The organism is Oligoflexia bacterium (genome assembly GCA_034439615.1).
Classification (GTDB): domain Bacteria; phylum Bdellovibrionota; class Bdellovibrionia; order JABDDW01; family JABDDW01; genus JAWXAT01.
In genome coordinates, this window is the sequence record JAWXAT010000003.1 from 1 (window position 1) to 14579 (window position 14579).

The window sequence follows — 14579 nt, forward strand, 5'->3', positions numbered from 1 at the left end:
AGCAAATTCGTCGTATTGATCACCGTATTTTGATTTGTTAAATGCAAGGGCAGGGTCCATCGACATTAGGAATTTTGAATTCTGTTGATCAATAATAGAGGGCTTGAAGTAAGGTGATCCAATAGTGCTTTTCGTTCTCATTCAAATGTTCATCAAGGCGAGACCAGATTTTGTCCGCTTCGCTAATCGGCGAATTTTTTCTAATAATCGTTTTTAATAGGACAAAGAAATCTTTGAGGTCTTTTGGTTTCAGGTCAAAAGAAACAGAGACAGCCGTGGCCCAAGCATCTAACCCGCCATCAAGCCGGTAGAGCATGGAATTCACATAATGGATAGAAGTACCCATTTTCTTTGCAAGTTGTTCTCTCGCCTCACGCGTGCGGATTTTGCTTCGCAGAATATCTCGCAAAAAAAGTCGCCATTCCTCACCATAGCGGCTGGTTTCGCTCGACTTGTTTTTTGGGGATGCCATTTTCACCTCTGTCAAACGCTTATCATGGCACTTATCCCAAGTCTAAAACTTTGATATACCAAAGAATAGCATATGCTATTAACTTGTATATTGACTGTAAAATAATAGCACTATACTACACATACAGCTGAAGGAGGTTACTTTGCGCAAGGTTAAAAAGAGAAAGCCCATAGGCGGACTTTCACGTCAGGAACTCCGGTCGATATTTGGGAGCTACGAAGAAGCTGCAGATGTCTTGGAGCTATTGCCAAGGTATTTGTCGGAACGGTTTGGCCGCTCCAAAAATGGTGGGTTTGGATTTTTTGGAATTGAAAAAATCCGCGTCGATTTTATTCCCGATATTAAAAGGGTTGAGATTGAGAACATCTACGCAACCAATACAGCGACGATTTTTTTACCGCATGTTAAAGGGGAATCAGAAGAGGATCAGGAGGAAAGAGCAAGAGAGGCGATTCGATATTTTATGCCCTGTTTACCTGACTCCCAAGAGAGAGCCACCGCTCAATTTTATGAGTTGATCAAATCAGCAGGGAAACAAGAATTACTTCAGATGTTAAAGGAGAAATATAAAAAATGAACAAATCGGCAGTCAATGGCATGAAAAGAAGCCATCTGGTTCCTTGGCTCAACGATTGCGAACGATTGATAAACGAAATGCTGGGATAAATCTTTTTGGAATTAATTTTGAGCCATTTCGAACAAAAGATTTCTTGGAGGCGTTGATGGTAGGAGAACTTCGAGGTATTTCGGACAGAGTTCCGCACGCTGCGAATTTAAAGTTATTCGGTTTTCTTGATGGCCTCGCACTAGCCTATCTAATGGGACGTCTTAAATATTCTTTGGAAAATGACCAATTATTTTCTGAAAGTGAGATGTATGAACCTTCTAAATATCAAAAAAGTGGAAATCGGAAAGCAAATAAGAAAGTATCGGTGCCACCTCGGACTGGCGCAAACACGGTTGGCAAAGAAATTAAAAGTAAGCCCTCAATTTCTGGGTCACATAGAAAAAGGAAAAATCGGGTGCCCTGAGAATATCTTGAAAATTTTGATTCAGGAATTAGGTTTGAATAAAAAAGAAATCAAAAAAATTTTTCAAGATGCTGTCAATGAACAAGTTGATGAACTGTTCGGAACTTGAGAATAAATTAATCGAGTTGATACCTTTAAATTAGGATTTTTACAATTAGGGACTGCAAACCAGTTCGTTTTGCGTCGCTTTAGGAAAGGTGCTCACTTCCGTCCCGGAGAGCTCGCCAGAGAACCTTGGAATTTGATGGCTGTAGGCGATTCTGCCTCCGAAAATGAGGAATCTGAATCGGTACTTTACAGGATTTGGTATAGGGATGCAGGTCACGAAATGGTAGTTCGATCACTTTGAAGTATTGCCACGTTGCCAAGGGTTTCCCAAGGTGGATAAGAATATTATCGACCAATTCTCTTGTATAATCAAAGTGCCTATCCCCAATAGAATTCCAAGCGTGAGGAACTAGCCGACGCCCATTGATGACAACAAAACCTTCAACATAACAAGCCTCTATCCCGCCAAGACTCGAAACTGTAAGTGTCAATGCATTATCGTAACAAAGCTTGGGTTCAAAATAGTGAAGGCGGCTTGCGTCGTTAATGAGCTGTTGGACTCCGGCAATTTTTCCAATGTTCTCAACAACTATTACCGGCTGGAGATGACGCTCTTGCCAAGAATAGAAGTGAGCCAAAATTTTGCTACTGGTCGACTTGGTTTTGACCGCCAAGTGGCGGCGTAATCTAGTTTCGATAGCATCTGGATTTATTTTTCTATTTTGGACCATCTACGAATTCGATTTGGATCTGTTCGACATATTTAAAGTGGTTATCAGACGTCAAAAGAGTTCCTCCAACTGACATACAGCAAGCTGCAATCCAGATATCATTTGTTGGAATGGGGTTGCCTTTCTTTCTGAGTGAGGCAAAAATGTCTCCAAACTTCCTGGCGACATCAAGATCTACCGGAATAATCTGAACATCGTATTCTTCGGCAAATTGATCAAGTCGTTTCAAGTTTGTCTCGAATCGTTTCCCATGCCGAAACCCGTAGTACAATTCTCCGTAAACAATAGAGGGTAAAAAAAGTGAGGTGGCTCGTTCAACTAACTCTAGCGCTCGCTCTTGATTCACATCACACAAACAGTAAGCATTGGTATCAAGAACGAGTTTCACTTCCACATCTCCACATCAATGGTTGAAAAATCGTGGGTGTTTTTTTGAAATTCTTGATATTCCTGTGGCGTCATTTTCCCAAAGAACTTGCGGATATCTCGCTGAACTTTGGCAGCCGCCTTCTCCAAATGGAAAGCCTCTTTTAATGCCTTTAGAACGACCTCAGTTTTTGTTGTCTTATGCTTTTTAGCCTCCTGCTGGATCGCTCTTTCCAATTCAGGGGGTACTTTTCGAATACTTAAATTTTTAGCCATTTGTACTCCTATCTGTACTACAGAGTAACACAAATCGTATTACAAATCAATAGATGAATCTAACCGGCTGTTTTTACAAAGAATAAACGACTTCATAAGTACCACTATAAATCCTGTGGGTAACTACAGGGTCAAGAAATAATTAATGAGTTCGAACATTTATTACATAGCTACTCGATTGCTAGTCGATAGCCCACACCCGATTCGGTGATAATGAGTTTCTTGGCGTCAGGGGTCGTTTCAATTTTTTGTCTGAGGTGCCCAATATAAATTCTGAGATAATGGGTGTGTTCTACGGCGTTTCCACCCCACACCTCTTTGAGAAGCTGTCGTTGTGTAACCACCTTGCCTGCATGTTGAATAAGGACCTTGAGCAATTCATATTCCGTGACAGTTTTAACTCTTCACTTAATTGAATCCAACCTTGAGGCAGGCATTCTTTAATCGAAGCAAAGATCATCTCCAACTCTTCTCCCTCTTCCATCTTCATTCCTTATTATCGTGATACATTGTATCACCAAAAATAAAAAAAGAAATTACTAAAATTGAAAAATGAAATTGAAATCTCATAAAAGAGATCAAAAAAACGTGATACGACCCATGAGCTATCCATGCTTGGTGTGTCAGAGCTCTTGTCATGTGATGAAATCAGAAAATCAATCGGACGTAGCAGCGGGCGCTTAACGTTTAAAAGCCCTAAGTCTTAGGCTTAGTCTTGTATTACAACGTAGAATAAAATCTTTGACAGTCTTAGTGTTACATTGTATCACTTATACTTAAACCTGTTATGGAGTAAGTCGATGCCAAAGCCAAAAAATGAAGATTGGGAACTGGGTGAACATTGGGAGAGTTTTCGCGTTAAGGAAAGCGACGCCCTTGCGGATTTACTAGGGAAGGTTGAGGAGAATCGAGGAGAGTTCATTCGAAATGCTCTTTTAAAGATTTTTGAAGGTAAGCTTCTCATTGATTGCCCGACTTGTGAGGGGGAGACGATCATATATAGCGGTGTTGGCAAGGGATCCTCTTCCGCATCAAGGAAAAAGGGCAAAGGTAATAAGAGCAAGGTGTTCTCCTTTAGATCCGACAGCGGAATTCAAAAGGATTTAGCGAGAGAAAAGGACAAAGGGGAAATTATCAGAATGTCTGTGGCTGTTGCTCTTTCAAAAGAACACACTATGGAATGCCCAACCTGTCGAGGAACTGGAAAAGTAATCGGTGGGCCAAAGCTCAGAAGAACGGTTCTTGCGAAGTTCTCTACCTAAACAATAGATGGGGGCAATTCAGAGCGAGGGCCAACTCTCAAGAGTCTTTAAGATAACTTGCCTGGCTGTTGCAAAAGCTTTGGGTCTTTCGTTTTCGTCGGAGAGAAACATTACCATATTTATCAGATCAAGAAACTTGGAGATTTTCCTCCAGGTTGGCGGTAGTTTCCCGCCTGCTTTTGTGTAGGCATCTGTTAGTGCGGGCGAATATCCACATGGCATCTCGTTTTCAAATCGGAAAAAGTTCCCAAAATCCATAAGGGGGCTTCCTGAAAACGCAAACTCCCAGTCCAAGACTCCTGACACCATCCATCGATTTCTTTTCCTTGCGGCTAGAATATTTTTCTGATTGCAGTCAGAGTGAACCAAGCACGTTTCATTTTCAACGGGCTTAATAATGTCTGCGTTTGTAACAATGAATTCTAAAAGCCGTTTAGTCTCATCGGGTGAAACTCTTTGCTCGAAACGGTCGCTAGTTACACACTCAAGCATTTTGGCCACGATCCCTGAACCGAAACTATCGAAGGGTACTTTAATGGAGAGAGCAGGAGAAACTCCTAAAGAGTTGTCTGCTGAATTTAAGTTGAGCAGAGAGCTTAGGCCAAATCTTAACCGTGTTGTGTATCACTCCAGTCTTTCTCTGCCGCCAGGAGAGAACTTAAATGATCAACAATGGAAGGAGGTAGCAAATAAATACATGAGTCATATGGGTTTTGACGGATCACAATTTGTGGCCGTCAAACATCAAGATACCGAACACTCACACATTCACATTCTTGCTTCACGAGTGAGGCTAGATGGAAGTGTTGTGAGTGACAGTCATGATTATAAAAGAAGTGAGGAGACTGTTAGGTCGATTGAAAAAGAATATGGACTTACTCAAGTCATTTCAAGTCGTGAAATTGAAACAAGGGCTCCTACCACTGGTGAGTTGCATAAAGCACTGAGAGAACAAACACCCAGTGCGAAAATGCAACTTCAGAGTTTCGTTGGTGCAGCACTTGAGGGCAAACCAACTGTCTCAGAGTTTTTTTCAAGACTTAATGCTGTCGGTATCGAAAGTGTTCCCAATGTGGCCAAGACAGGAACAGTTACAGGAATCAGTTTCATTTATGAAGGAGAGCGAATGAAAGGATCAGACTTAGGAAAAGGATTCACATAGAAATCAATTTTAGGCAAAGGAGTAAATTATGACAAAGACAGGGACCATGAATCAATTAAGCAACGATCAGCTAGCGCTCACACTAAAGGCAGTAGCCGAGAAAGCGCAAGCATTGAGGGAAGCAGTGCCCAAACAAGTAAACGATCTGAGCGAACAATTACTCCCCTTAGTGCGAACGATGGCTTACATGGCGGACGAAGCCACAGGTCAAATGACGGAGCTGTCAAAGGCAATCCAAGTGATGAATTCAGAGGCAAGGATCTTCAGGGGCAAAATGTCAGACATGAGCGAAGCAATCACGACACAAATGAAGTTCTTCGTAGGCAAAATCTTGGGCATAATTCTAGTAGCGGGGATTCTTTCGCCCCCACTCACTTTGAGCGCATACTCCGCATGGGAGAATTTGTTCTCGGAAAAAACGGAAAACGCTCACAATTGGGTAGTGTTCAAGGAGAAGTTTCTTCCACGACTAGACAAACGGAGCCAATTCGAGCTGGATCAGGTCTTGAAGTCATCAAAGAAGCGTTGAAACCCTTTGATGATGTCAAACATCAGCACGAAGAACTTAAAGAAGAGGAAAGAAAACGTGAACAAGAATTAAAGAAAAAGAAGCGTGAATTTGAAAAACAAAAGAATCGCAGTAGGGGCCGCGGTTTTTCAGGTCCTGACATTGATCTTTAAAAGTTTCTAATTTCGCCTACGGATTATCCTCCGCGGCATGTATTACCTTTGCTTATCCTACCGCTATAAAGGCGGATCAAGCATTTACAAAGTGGGTGTTTTATGAGTACCACTATAGATGCGAATCCAATGTTCTTTGATAATCGAATACCCTGTGAGTGGCTCTCAACCGAACAAGCCGCCCAATATTTAAGTATTTCTGCAAACGCTTTAAGAATCTGCGTACATCGCGGACAAATAAAAGCGTACAAATTTGGGCGACGCTTGAGATTTCGGCTTGAGGAATTGCGACAGGCTCTTTTGAGAAAAGGAGTCTGATTATGGCAGTTAAAATGTATCTAGATAAAAATGGAAACAAGCTGTTTGAAGTCTATGTCACTGTTCGTTCACCTCATTGCGGACGCCGCCAAGTGAGAAAACGTGGATTGAAATCTCGAAGGGCCGCTGAGCTTCAAGAATTTGAGCTTAAACGTGAACTTTGCGACAAACGAGAAAATCCAGAATACACTTGGGAAGAGTGGCATAAGCTTTGTGTAGATCGCATGAAAACAGAAATGCGACCTTCAACAATTCTCAGTTATGATTTGCAACTCAAGAAATGGGTTCATCCTATTTGGAAAGAGCGAGATATTCGCTCTATTACAAATTCAGATGTCCATGATCTTGTTTTCAATCGGCTCGAAGAGGCAAAACCAAATTCTCGAAAACATATATTGAAAATGCTAAAGCGCATTTTCAATATGGCGATTGAAGATAGATTACTTGAGCATAATCCAGCTGTGAAAATTAGAGTGAAGGTACCCGACACAAAGCAAGTGGCGCTCAACTTCAATGAAGCTAATATTCTTCTTCGCGAGGCAAAGCTAACAAACCATAGATTCTTTGAAATATGGGCGCTGGCTTTGTTTACGGGAATGAGATCTGGTGAACTTTATGCGCTGAGATGGAATGACATCGATTTTGAAAATCGACGAATCTGTGTTTCTCAAAGTTGGTGCAGCAAGGCTGGCTTTGGTTCTACAAAGTCAAATCGAAACAGAACTGTTCCGATTTCTAAAGAGCTTGAACGGCTGCTTAAGGAAATGCATCTTAAGAGTCCAAAGGATCAAGAGTTTGTTCTCCCGCATCTCCAAGAATGGAGTCATGGTGAACAAGCCAAAGTTCTTAGGGCCTTTTGTAAATCCATTGGCATCACGCCGGTCAAGTTTCACGATCTAAGAGCTACCTTCATAACGCAGATACTTTTGAAGGGAGTTCCATTAGCCCAGGTAATGTCCATTGTTGGTCATACTGAATTAAAGACCACAAACGTTTACTTAAGGATCATCGGCAGTGATCTTGATGGCGCAACGGAAAAGTTAACTTTTAGCTTACCGCCTGAAGGACTTGCCGAAGTGATTGACTTGAACTTAAGACTTGGTAAATGATTAATCGTACTATAGCTGGCTACACTTATAGGGGTCGAAACATGTAAATTCGCGGGGTTAGCTCCTATACGTACACCCCGCCATTTTTCACAAGTTCACACCTTTATCCTTATTCATCATTGTGATATAAAATAAAAATGACTGAAACTAAAGACCTTCTCTTGGACCAAATTCGTGAGCGCCTGAGCAAGGTTTTTAAACCTCAAAAAATATTTCTTTGGGGCTCTCGTGCTTCTGGTACGCATTCTGTCGATAGTGATTACGATATCATTGTTGTTGTGGACCATTCTGACGTGAATATGCGTGAGAGAAACCTCAAAGCTCGTGAAGCTATGTGGGGAATTTCGGCATCTGTAGATGTCTTTGTTTTCACTCAGCAAGAATTTGATCTACAAAAAGAACAATTCGACTCCATCCCCGAGCGAGTTATGACAGAGGGCCGGGAGCTAGACATTGTCTAAGTCTAGTACCGCAGGCGCTTGGTTTAAAAAAGCCAATCAAGACCTCAAAGTTATTAAATTTCTTTTAGATGGAGCAGATAGCGACGTTCTTGAAAGCTGTGCTTTTCACTGCCAGCAAAGCATTGAAAAATCCATAAAAGGTTTTCTGGTTCATAACCTTATTCGCTCAAAGAAAATTCATGATCTTCGACCGCTTGCTGAAAAAGCTGTGTCAATTGATGAATCGCTCGACTTTATTATTTTAAACAAAACCTTGCTAGATAAAATTACAGATTTTGCGGTGGCCTATCGATATCCAGATGCTGTTCCAGAGCTACCTCCGCTCACCAAATCTGAAGTACTCGATGCTAGAGACTTGGCTCAAAAGTGTTTCAATGAATTATCTAAACGCTGTCATGAGTAGATGCGATTTTTTGATGGAATGCAGACTCGATGCCTCGAGTTATAGGTTGTGATGTTAAGGTGATCAACTGAATCGTTAATGAACGCACCATCGTTACAGCAGAAATGGCTTTAAAACTTGGAGCAGCTTTGCGAACTTCGGCGGATTTTTGGTTGAATGCACAGAAGTCGGTTGATTTATATAAGGCTCGTAAGGACTTGGGCGTTTTGCCAAAGCCGATAACTAAAGTTGGATAAAAGTGTTAAACAGAGAAATTTAACCGATATTTGACCAACTCCAAGCGCTAAACTCGTCCCATTTGCCTGGATGGACGGAGAAGCTAAAAAGCTTAAATTGATCCTGGTCCCGCCGCCGATCTACCAAATTTTTTCAGACCAAAAACTGTATCTCACCGTACAGTTTGTACGGTGAATTATTGACACCTCTGCACCCCCAGCCTATACCTCCTTTTGCGAAAGCAAAGGAGCCCCCCTGAAAGAGGTTCAAGATTTTAGAGACATCATAACAACTGAGTACGAACGCAGAAGCGCTCGCAATCCGCGTTATTCTTTAAGAGCCTACTCACGAGATTTAGGAATTTCGCCTTCACAGCTTTCAGATGTTTTAAATGGTCGGTATGGCATCTCGCCACAAACAAGTTCAAAAATTGCGTCAGCTTTAGGTTTATCTGAAGTTGAGCGTGAGTACTTTTAATTACTCGTTGAAAGTAAGCATTCTCGTAATAAAAGACTTAGAATATCAGCCAAAGATAAGCTTAAAAAATTATTTTCGAGTAAAGTTAATTTATTAGAATTTGTCGATTCAGATAAATTTAAAGTGATTTCAGATTGGCATCACTTTGCAATTTTAGAATTAACCACACTTAAACAATTCAAAAAATCAAATAAATGGATTGGCCAGCAATTAGGCATTTCTGAAAAAGTAGTGGCGGCCGCAGTGCAAAGGTTAATTAAAGTGGGTTTACTTGAAGAAAAAAATAACACGCTAGTGGCTACAACAGCTGATTCGTTTACAACCAGTGATATCCCTTCAAAATCAATTAAAGAATTTCATGAACAAATTCTAAATAAGGCAAAAGAAGCCCAGCATCTTCAGTCTGTTGAAGATCGAGAAATCACAACACTCACCTTGGGTGTAAAAAAATCAGATTTGCCAAAAGCTAAAAAAATGATTCGTGAATTTAAAAAACTAATAACTAAAGAATTATGCTTGTTAGTTGATGATAAAGACGCTGTGTATGCACTCGGAATACAATTTTTTGAATTAACAAATAAAAATGGAGGCCCTAATGAAACAAATTAATGTTCTGCTTTTTCTGGTTTTACTTTTGATTGCCAGTCTCTCTCATGCAGCACGCGATGTGGGTAATGGCGGAGGATCCTGGGTTTGCCGAGAACCCTCAGGTGAAATTCGCTGGAGCCGTTTAATTGATACGTTTGAAGCAGAGAATGAATTTGGCCTTACTCCTTTAAAAGCTGGTGGTAAATCAGTGCAAGAGTTAGTCAGGGATTATTTAAAAGCACTGGGTAAAATGGATTTAGAGTTTTCAAATGACGTTTCATTAGCACTTGAGAAAATATATTATCTTACCCCAAGTAATGTCGTACGATTTACTGATCAAGAATTAGAAGTTATTGATGATTCCCTTTACAGAATTAAACCCCGTAAAGACTCTTGCTTAGGTGGTAAAATAAATTACGAACAAGTTGTTAATTTTAAAAGAGATGGGCAAGTTTTAGTACAAAAAAATCTACACGCTTCACTTTCCAAAGAAGATCAAGCGGCACTCATTTTACATGAGGGGGTGTACGCCGTTCGTCGATTAAAAAACTTTGATATTAATTCGCTTTTAACCCGTAGAATTGTAGGCGAGATCACTTCGATGAATCCATCTAAAGAGCTTATTAACTTTATCAAAGTTTCAACGCCCCTAGCGAAAGGCTTGGATTGCTCTACTTTGCCGGCAACTTTTAAGATGTCGATGAGAAAGGCATTGCTAGATGCGATTAAGCAGCGCCAAAGTTTATCAGAAATTAAAAATTACATTGATGCATGCGCAGACTTGAATACTGAGGATCTTACCTCTGATGGATTAAGTACACCGCTCTCTTACTTATTAATTGAAAGTAGTAGATATATTTGGGATGGTTGGTCATTTCCTATTCCCCAACAATGGGTAGAGGATATTGCAAATCTTCTGCTTGATTCTGGCGCTTCAGTTGCATCAGCAGAAGATTGGGCCATTATTGATCATAATTTAAATATTTTTAAACGTCTTGTACGCATGGGTTTTGATATCAACGGTTATGTTGACCGCTACGACAACACACTTCAAATTGCACTTAATCGGGCTCAGTACAAAATAGTCGAATATTTAATTTCAATAAATGTTGATGTATCAAATAATAGCGAGGCTCTTTGTAAGTCTGTTACCCCGGGTCATCGCGATGACTTTGGTCATTTCTATCAGTGGAGAGTAATACCTGAAGATATGTTACTGGTTCGAAAAAAACTGATTAACCATTTTATTTCTCAAGGATCTAATCCTAATCTACTATGTGGGCTCCAAGATGATCATCCGCTTACTGTACTCTCTGTTGTTTCTGACCCACAGTTTCAAATATTAGAATATCTTGCAGGTATTCCTGGAATAAATTTGAATGCGCTTTCGGGTACCTTTGCCTCTATAAATAAAAAAGAAACCGCTCTTATTGTGTTAATACAATGGACTAATCGCATTGATGAAATTCTTAAGTATTTGAGATGGAGACGATCAGGTGAAAACGAAGATGTAATTGCTCGTAAAACTTCTGAGAATCTCGTACGCGCAGCTGAAGCGTTGATTAAAAATGGTGCTGATAAAAATATTAAAGATACTGATGGTAAAAGACCTTATGATTATATCAGTAAAAAATTTCCAACAGATTTAGCTAATAGGCTTAAGTTGATTTTGAAGTAAGCTCAACTCTATCTTAGAGAGAGTTACAAAAAAGCCACCTCTTGCATACGTTGAGGTGGCTTTTTATTTTATCTGGTACAAAATATAATTAATGTTTATTTGAAATATTGCCGATTTACATTTCTGAATATGGGGAAGTATATGAATCTATTCACGGCGTTAGCACTTTTAATTTTCATCAACCCAAGCTTTGCACAAGCTCAAATAATCAGTCCGTTTGGCACAAAGCCAATTCAACTCTCTATCGGATCTGATGGTGTTAAGCAACGCAAAGAACCCGGCTACATTTGCGACATTAAAGCTACAGTGGGCGGCGGGCAGTATTCAGAGTGGGGCGAAACAGAAAAAGATGCACGCACAATAGTTAAGAAAACTTGTTCAGACAAATCAGGTTTACTGTTATGTATAGACGACAAAATTACCTGCAAACAGGAAAAGTAGAGGAAATGTTGAGTTTTACATGATGCATTCCAAAAAACCACTTCTTCGAGGTTACCTTCACCAAGAAGCATTTTTTGTTGCACTTGGTGCTTGTGTGCTCTTGATTGCAAAGTCATCAAATCAGACATCACTCCTCGCAAGTCTTATCTACTCACTTTGTCTTTTATTACTTTTTGGTATCAGTACTGTTTATCACCGCCCACATTGGAATCCTAAGGGACGCGCGTTGATGAAGCGTTTTGATCACTCAGCTATTTTTTTATTAATTGCGGGCACCTTTACACCGATTTGTCTTTTAGCTCTTTCTGAAAAGGACGGGAGTCAGTTGCTCATTGTGATTTGGTCAGCAGCTTTGCTTGGAATCATACAGTCAATATTTTGGATCAAAGCTCCTAAATGGTTTACAGCTCTTTTTTATGTAATCATGGGTTGGATTGCGATTCCTTATTTTCATGAAATGCAACTCACGCTTGGAATCAACAATATGTTGCTGGTCGCATCAGGTGGTGTGGTTTATACGGTTGGTGCCGTTTTTTATGCGATGAAAAAACCAAACTTCGTGCCCGGTGTTTTTGGCTACCATGAACTCTTTCATCTTTTTACGATTATTGGAGTGATACTTCATTTCATCGTTGTTTATCGATTGATAAATTAAAGATAGTTTCTTGATGATGACTTATGGATATGACTCGTGAAGGTCGGTTGTTAATCGCGACGTTTATGTAGTTTTCTATCGATTCGATTCACATATGCATTTGAACCGAAATGTTTTTTAGCTGCGGCATTGTAGGCAAGGGCTGCATCATCTTCTTTTTTAAAATTTCCTAAATTAATAGCGCGACCATTTACCTCAATACCTGCGCGCCATTTTTTAATAGCTTTGATAAAAGAAACACCACGAAAAATCGAACTTCCGCGTTTTCTATTTTTTGGTAGTGTTTGTTGGCGCTCTTTTAGGGTGCAGACGATGAGATTTCCTTTTCGATAATCAAGTTCTGCATTAAATCGCCTTGGGTAAACCTGTTTTCCTTTTGGTGGTTTCATTAAGAATTTGCCAAGAGTGATAGTTCTGTTTTTGTTTTTTTCGCGTATTGAAGTAACAACACGTAAGCGGCCAGTGGTGCCTTTGGTGGCTCTCCATTTATGTTCACTCACGCGTTTGAAATCTTCGCTATCAATTTTCATTTTGAGTGTTGGTGATAAAGACACATAACGCCAGGTTTTTTGTTTCATGACTACTTATCGGCATATTTTCGTCACACTCAATGGCGTAACTTTAGTCTTTCGTCTGGTTTTAAAACATCATCAGAATCTCATTCTAATTTCGTAATAAGCCGATAAAACCACTGTGGAATCTTATTTGAATAACGCGAGGCCGCATTGAAAACTTATCTTTTAATTATGGCTATTTTTACTTCGCTGCCTGTTCAGGCGATAAACTTGTTTTGTGAGCAAAACTTATCAACAATTCACAATATCAAACAGGCTTTAGAAATACGTTTGCCTTATGTATACACACCAAACATCACGCTTAATGTGCAACCAGCTAAAGTAAATATTGAATTTGATTATCCCTGTAAAATTATTCAAGCAAAAATTTCTGATTCAGTGCAGGTGATTCCAACCAAGGCTCCTGTGGAGTCGTGGCATAATCTTGTAGTTTTTCTTAAGGGGGATTATTTTGTTTTACTTTTTAAAACAGAAAAACTGCGCTCTGAATTTTTAAAACTAATTCAAAATCAATCAGTAATTGAAGAGGGTGTGACTTTAGATAATCAATATGTAGTGGTGCTTGATGTTAAACAGTTTTTTAAAATTAAAACTCAGCTTGCAAAAATAAAAAGCAATGTCAGTGAAAAAATAATACAAAGTAAAATTGATGAGGTGCCCTTAGTTCAAAAGTTTGAATCATTTGGTCGTGTAACAGAAGATCACTTGGTTAGAGTATCTAATCGATACGTCGAAACATTTGGAAATACGAAGTATTATTTTCGAGATAATGAAGTGGTGGGATATGTAAAAAACGGTGAGGCAATTATTTTGCTTCGTAGCCACGGAAAAGAAACTGAATCAAGTCACGCCCAAATTTTGCGTAAGCAGGGGATTGAACTTAAAAGTGATATCTCTGACATGCAAAAACCAATCATCGAATTTGAGGCTGGTCGTAAGCGTGTGGCAAACCTACTTGCCCATTGGGATTTGAACACATCTCAAATAAAGGAATTAACTCTCTATGAAAATAGAGTAGACACATTAATTAAAGACTACGAAAAAAATAAAGTGAGCGCATATCAATTTAATATATTGTTACCAATAAGGCTTACAGATTTAATCAAATTTCGACTCAACTTGCATAGTGCCACAATGAAAAAATCTTTAGGCGTTCTTAAGAAAATTATTCCAGACATTGAGAGATTTAATTCAAATCCATTTGCATTGGTAAATAGCGACAACTTCTTTCGGTTCGTCTGGATCAAAGGTGTTTCCATAGATAGTGGCGGAATGATTTTTATCGAGGGAAATATGTTGCACGATCAAATGCTGCTATTGGCATTGGGTGAAAAAATCATAAACCGATATTTAACAAACGCAAAAGGCCATAATGTATTACGAAATTTTGTTAGAGGAGGTTTATTTAAGATGGAAAATCGCAAAGGCGATATTCCTGAAATACACTTATTTCCAAATTTAAATTCTATACGCTTACCTCAACATAATGAAATTCAAGGGTCGCCTATTACTATGACAAATGAGGAGTGGGCTGATTTGCACATACAAATCCAAGCTGCGATATTTGGGTCTATTAACGAACGGTAAGTAAGGTGTGGTAATGGTTTAGTAAAGCTTATGTCTTTTTAA

General features: G+C 39.5%; 18 protein-coding genes and 2 pseudogenes. 14 read left to right on the plus strand and 6 right to left on the minus strand.

Translation table 11 applies throughout. The features are described from left to right. Positions 1–88: 88 nt before the first annotated feature. Entirely contained in the window at positions 89–472 is a 384-nt protein-coding gene (locus tag SGI74_00305; GenBank protein ID MDZ4675925.1) for a hypothetical protein, read from the minus strand. 142 nt (positions 473–614) lie between these two features. Here SGI74_00305 and SGI74_00310 point away from each other — a divergent pair, with 142 nt between their 5' ends. After that, the gene (locus SGI74_00310) at positions 615–1049 is read left to right on the plus strand and encodes a hypothetical protein (GenBank protein ID MDZ4675926.1); all 435 of its coding nucleotides are present in this window, start codon (positions 615–617) and stop codon (positions 1047–1049) included. 269 nt (positions 1050–1318) lie between these two features. Continuing rightward, positions 1319–1612: a helix-turn-helix transcriptional regulator gene (locus SGI74_00315; protein MDZ4675927.1), complete on the plus strand. Its 294-nt coding sequence runs from the start codon at positions 1319–1321 to the stop codon at positions 1610–1612. 79 nt (positions 1613–1691) lie between these two features. Here the strand turns inward: SGI74_00315 and SGI74_00320 are convergent, their stop codons facing one another. The 4 genes and pseudogenes from SGI74_00320 to SGI74_00335 form a co-directional block, all read right to left on the minus strand. Then, positions 1692–2282: a hypothetical protein gene (locus SGI74_00320; GenBank protein ID MDZ4675928.1), complete on the minus strand. Its 591-nt coding sequence runs from the start codon at positions 2280–2282 to the stop codon at positions 1692–1694. Further along, entirely contained in the window at positions 2269–2670 is a 402-nt protein-coding gene (locus SGI74_00325; GenBank protein MDZ4675929.1) for a type II toxin-antitoxin system VapC family toxin, read from the minus strand. Before SGI74_00325 ends, SGI74_00320 begins: the two co-directional genes overlap by 14 nt. Further along, positions 2667–2924 (minus strand): hypothetical protein, encoded by a 258-nt coding sequence (locus SGI74_00330; GenBank protein ID MDZ4675930.1) that lies wholly within the window; start codon positions 2922–2924, stop codon positions 2667–2669. The genes SGI74_00325 and SGI74_00330 overlap by 4 nt, the downstream gene beginning before the upstream one ends. Positions 2925–3094: 170 nt before the next feature. Beyond that, positions 3095–3310, minus strand: a pseudogene (locus tag SGI74_00335) (winged helix-turn-helix domain-containing protein). Positions 3311–3724: 414 nt separating this feature from the next. Between SGI74_00335 and SGI74_00340 the strand changes: the two are divergent. The 11 genes and pseudogenes from SGI74_00340 (at position 3725) to SGI74_00390 (ending at position 12375) form a co-directional block, all read left to right on the plus strand. After that, positions 3725–4186, plus strand: coding sequence for a hypothetical protein (locus SGI74_00340; GenBank protein MDZ4675931.1), 462 nt, complete (start codon positions 3725–3727; stop codon positions 4184–4186). Positions 4187–4721: 535 nt separating this feature from the next. Beyond that, complete coding sequence (locus SGI74_00345) at positions 4722–5348, plus strand: relaxase/mobilization nuclease domain-containing protein (protein MDZ4675932.1); 627 nt, start codon at positions 4722–4724, stop codon at positions 5346–5348. Between the two features lie 393 nt (positions 5349–5741). Beyond that, positions 5742–6029 carry a hypothetical protein gene (locus SGI74_00350; GenBank protein MDZ4675933.1) on the plus strand — a complete coding sequence of 96 codons (288 nt, stop codon included), beginning with the start codon at positions 5742–5744 and terminating at the stop codon, positions 6027–6029. A 102-nt stretch (positions 6030–6131) separates the two neighbouring features. Continuing rightward, complete coding sequence (locus SGI74_00355) at positions 6132–6347, plus strand: helix-turn-helix domain-containing protein (protein ID MDZ4675934.1); 216 nt, start codon at positions 6132–6134, stop codon at positions 6345–6347. 2 nt (positions 6348–6349) lie between these two features. After that, complete coding sequence (locus tag SGI74_00360) at positions 6350–7456, plus strand: site-specific integrase (protein MDZ4675935.1); 1107 nt, start codon at positions 6350–6352, stop codon at positions 7454–7456. Positions 7457–7593: 137 nt separating this feature from the next. Then, positions 7594–7917: a nucleotidyltransferase domain-containing protein gene (locus SGI74_00365; GenBank protein MDZ4675936.1), complete on the plus strand. Its 324-nt coding sequence runs from the start codon at positions 7594–7596 to the stop codon at positions 7915–7917. After that, positions 7910–8320 (plus strand): HEPN domain-containing protein, encoded by a 411-nt coding sequence (locus SGI74_00370; protein MDZ4675937.1) that lies wholly within the window; start codon positions 7910–7912, stop codon positions 8318–8320. Before SGI74_00365 ends, SGI74_00370 begins: the two co-directional genes overlap by 8 nt. 708 nt (positions 8321–9028) lie before the next feature. Continuing rightward, positions 9029–9622: pseudogene (locus SGI74_00375) on the plus strand (DUF4423 domain-containing protein). Continuing rightward, positions 9609–11279 carry a hypothetical protein gene (locus tag SGI74_00380; GenBank protein ID MDZ4675938.1) on the plus strand — a complete coding sequence of 557 codons (1671 nt, stop codon included), beginning with the start codon at positions 9609–9611 and terminating at the stop codon, positions 11277–11279. Before SGI74_00375 ends, SGI74_00380 begins: the two are co-directional and overlap by 14 nt. A gap of 141 nt (positions 11280–11420) precedes the next feature. Beyond that, positions 11421–11720 carry a hypothetical protein gene (locus SGI74_00385; GenBank protein ID MDZ4675939.1) on the plus strand — a complete coding sequence of 100 codons (300 nt, stop codon included), beginning with the start codon at positions 11421–11423 and terminating at the stop codon, positions 11718–11720. Between the two features lie 19 nt (positions 11721–11739). Next, positions 11740–12375, plus strand: a complete 636-nt coding sequence (locus SGI74_00390) for a hemolysin III family protein (protein MDZ4675940.1) — start codon at positions 11740–11742, stop codon at positions 12373–12375. Between the two features lie 50 nt (positions 12376–12425). On the opposite strand, the gene SGI74_00395 is transcribed toward SGI74_00390, so the two are convergent. Next, entirely contained in the window at positions 12426–12953 is a 528-nt protein-coding gene (locus SGI74_00395; protein ID MDZ4675941.1) for an AP2 domain-containing protein, read from the minus strand. Between the two features lie 147 nt (positions 12954–13100). Between SGI74_00395 and SGI74_00400 the strand changes: the two genes are divergently transcribed. Next, complete coding sequence (locus SGI74_00400; GenBank protein MDZ4675942.1) at positions 13101–14537, plus strand: hypothetical protein; 1437 nt, start codon at positions 13101–13103, stop codon at positions 14535–14537. The last annotated feature ends 42 nt before the right edge of the window (positions 14538–14579 follow it).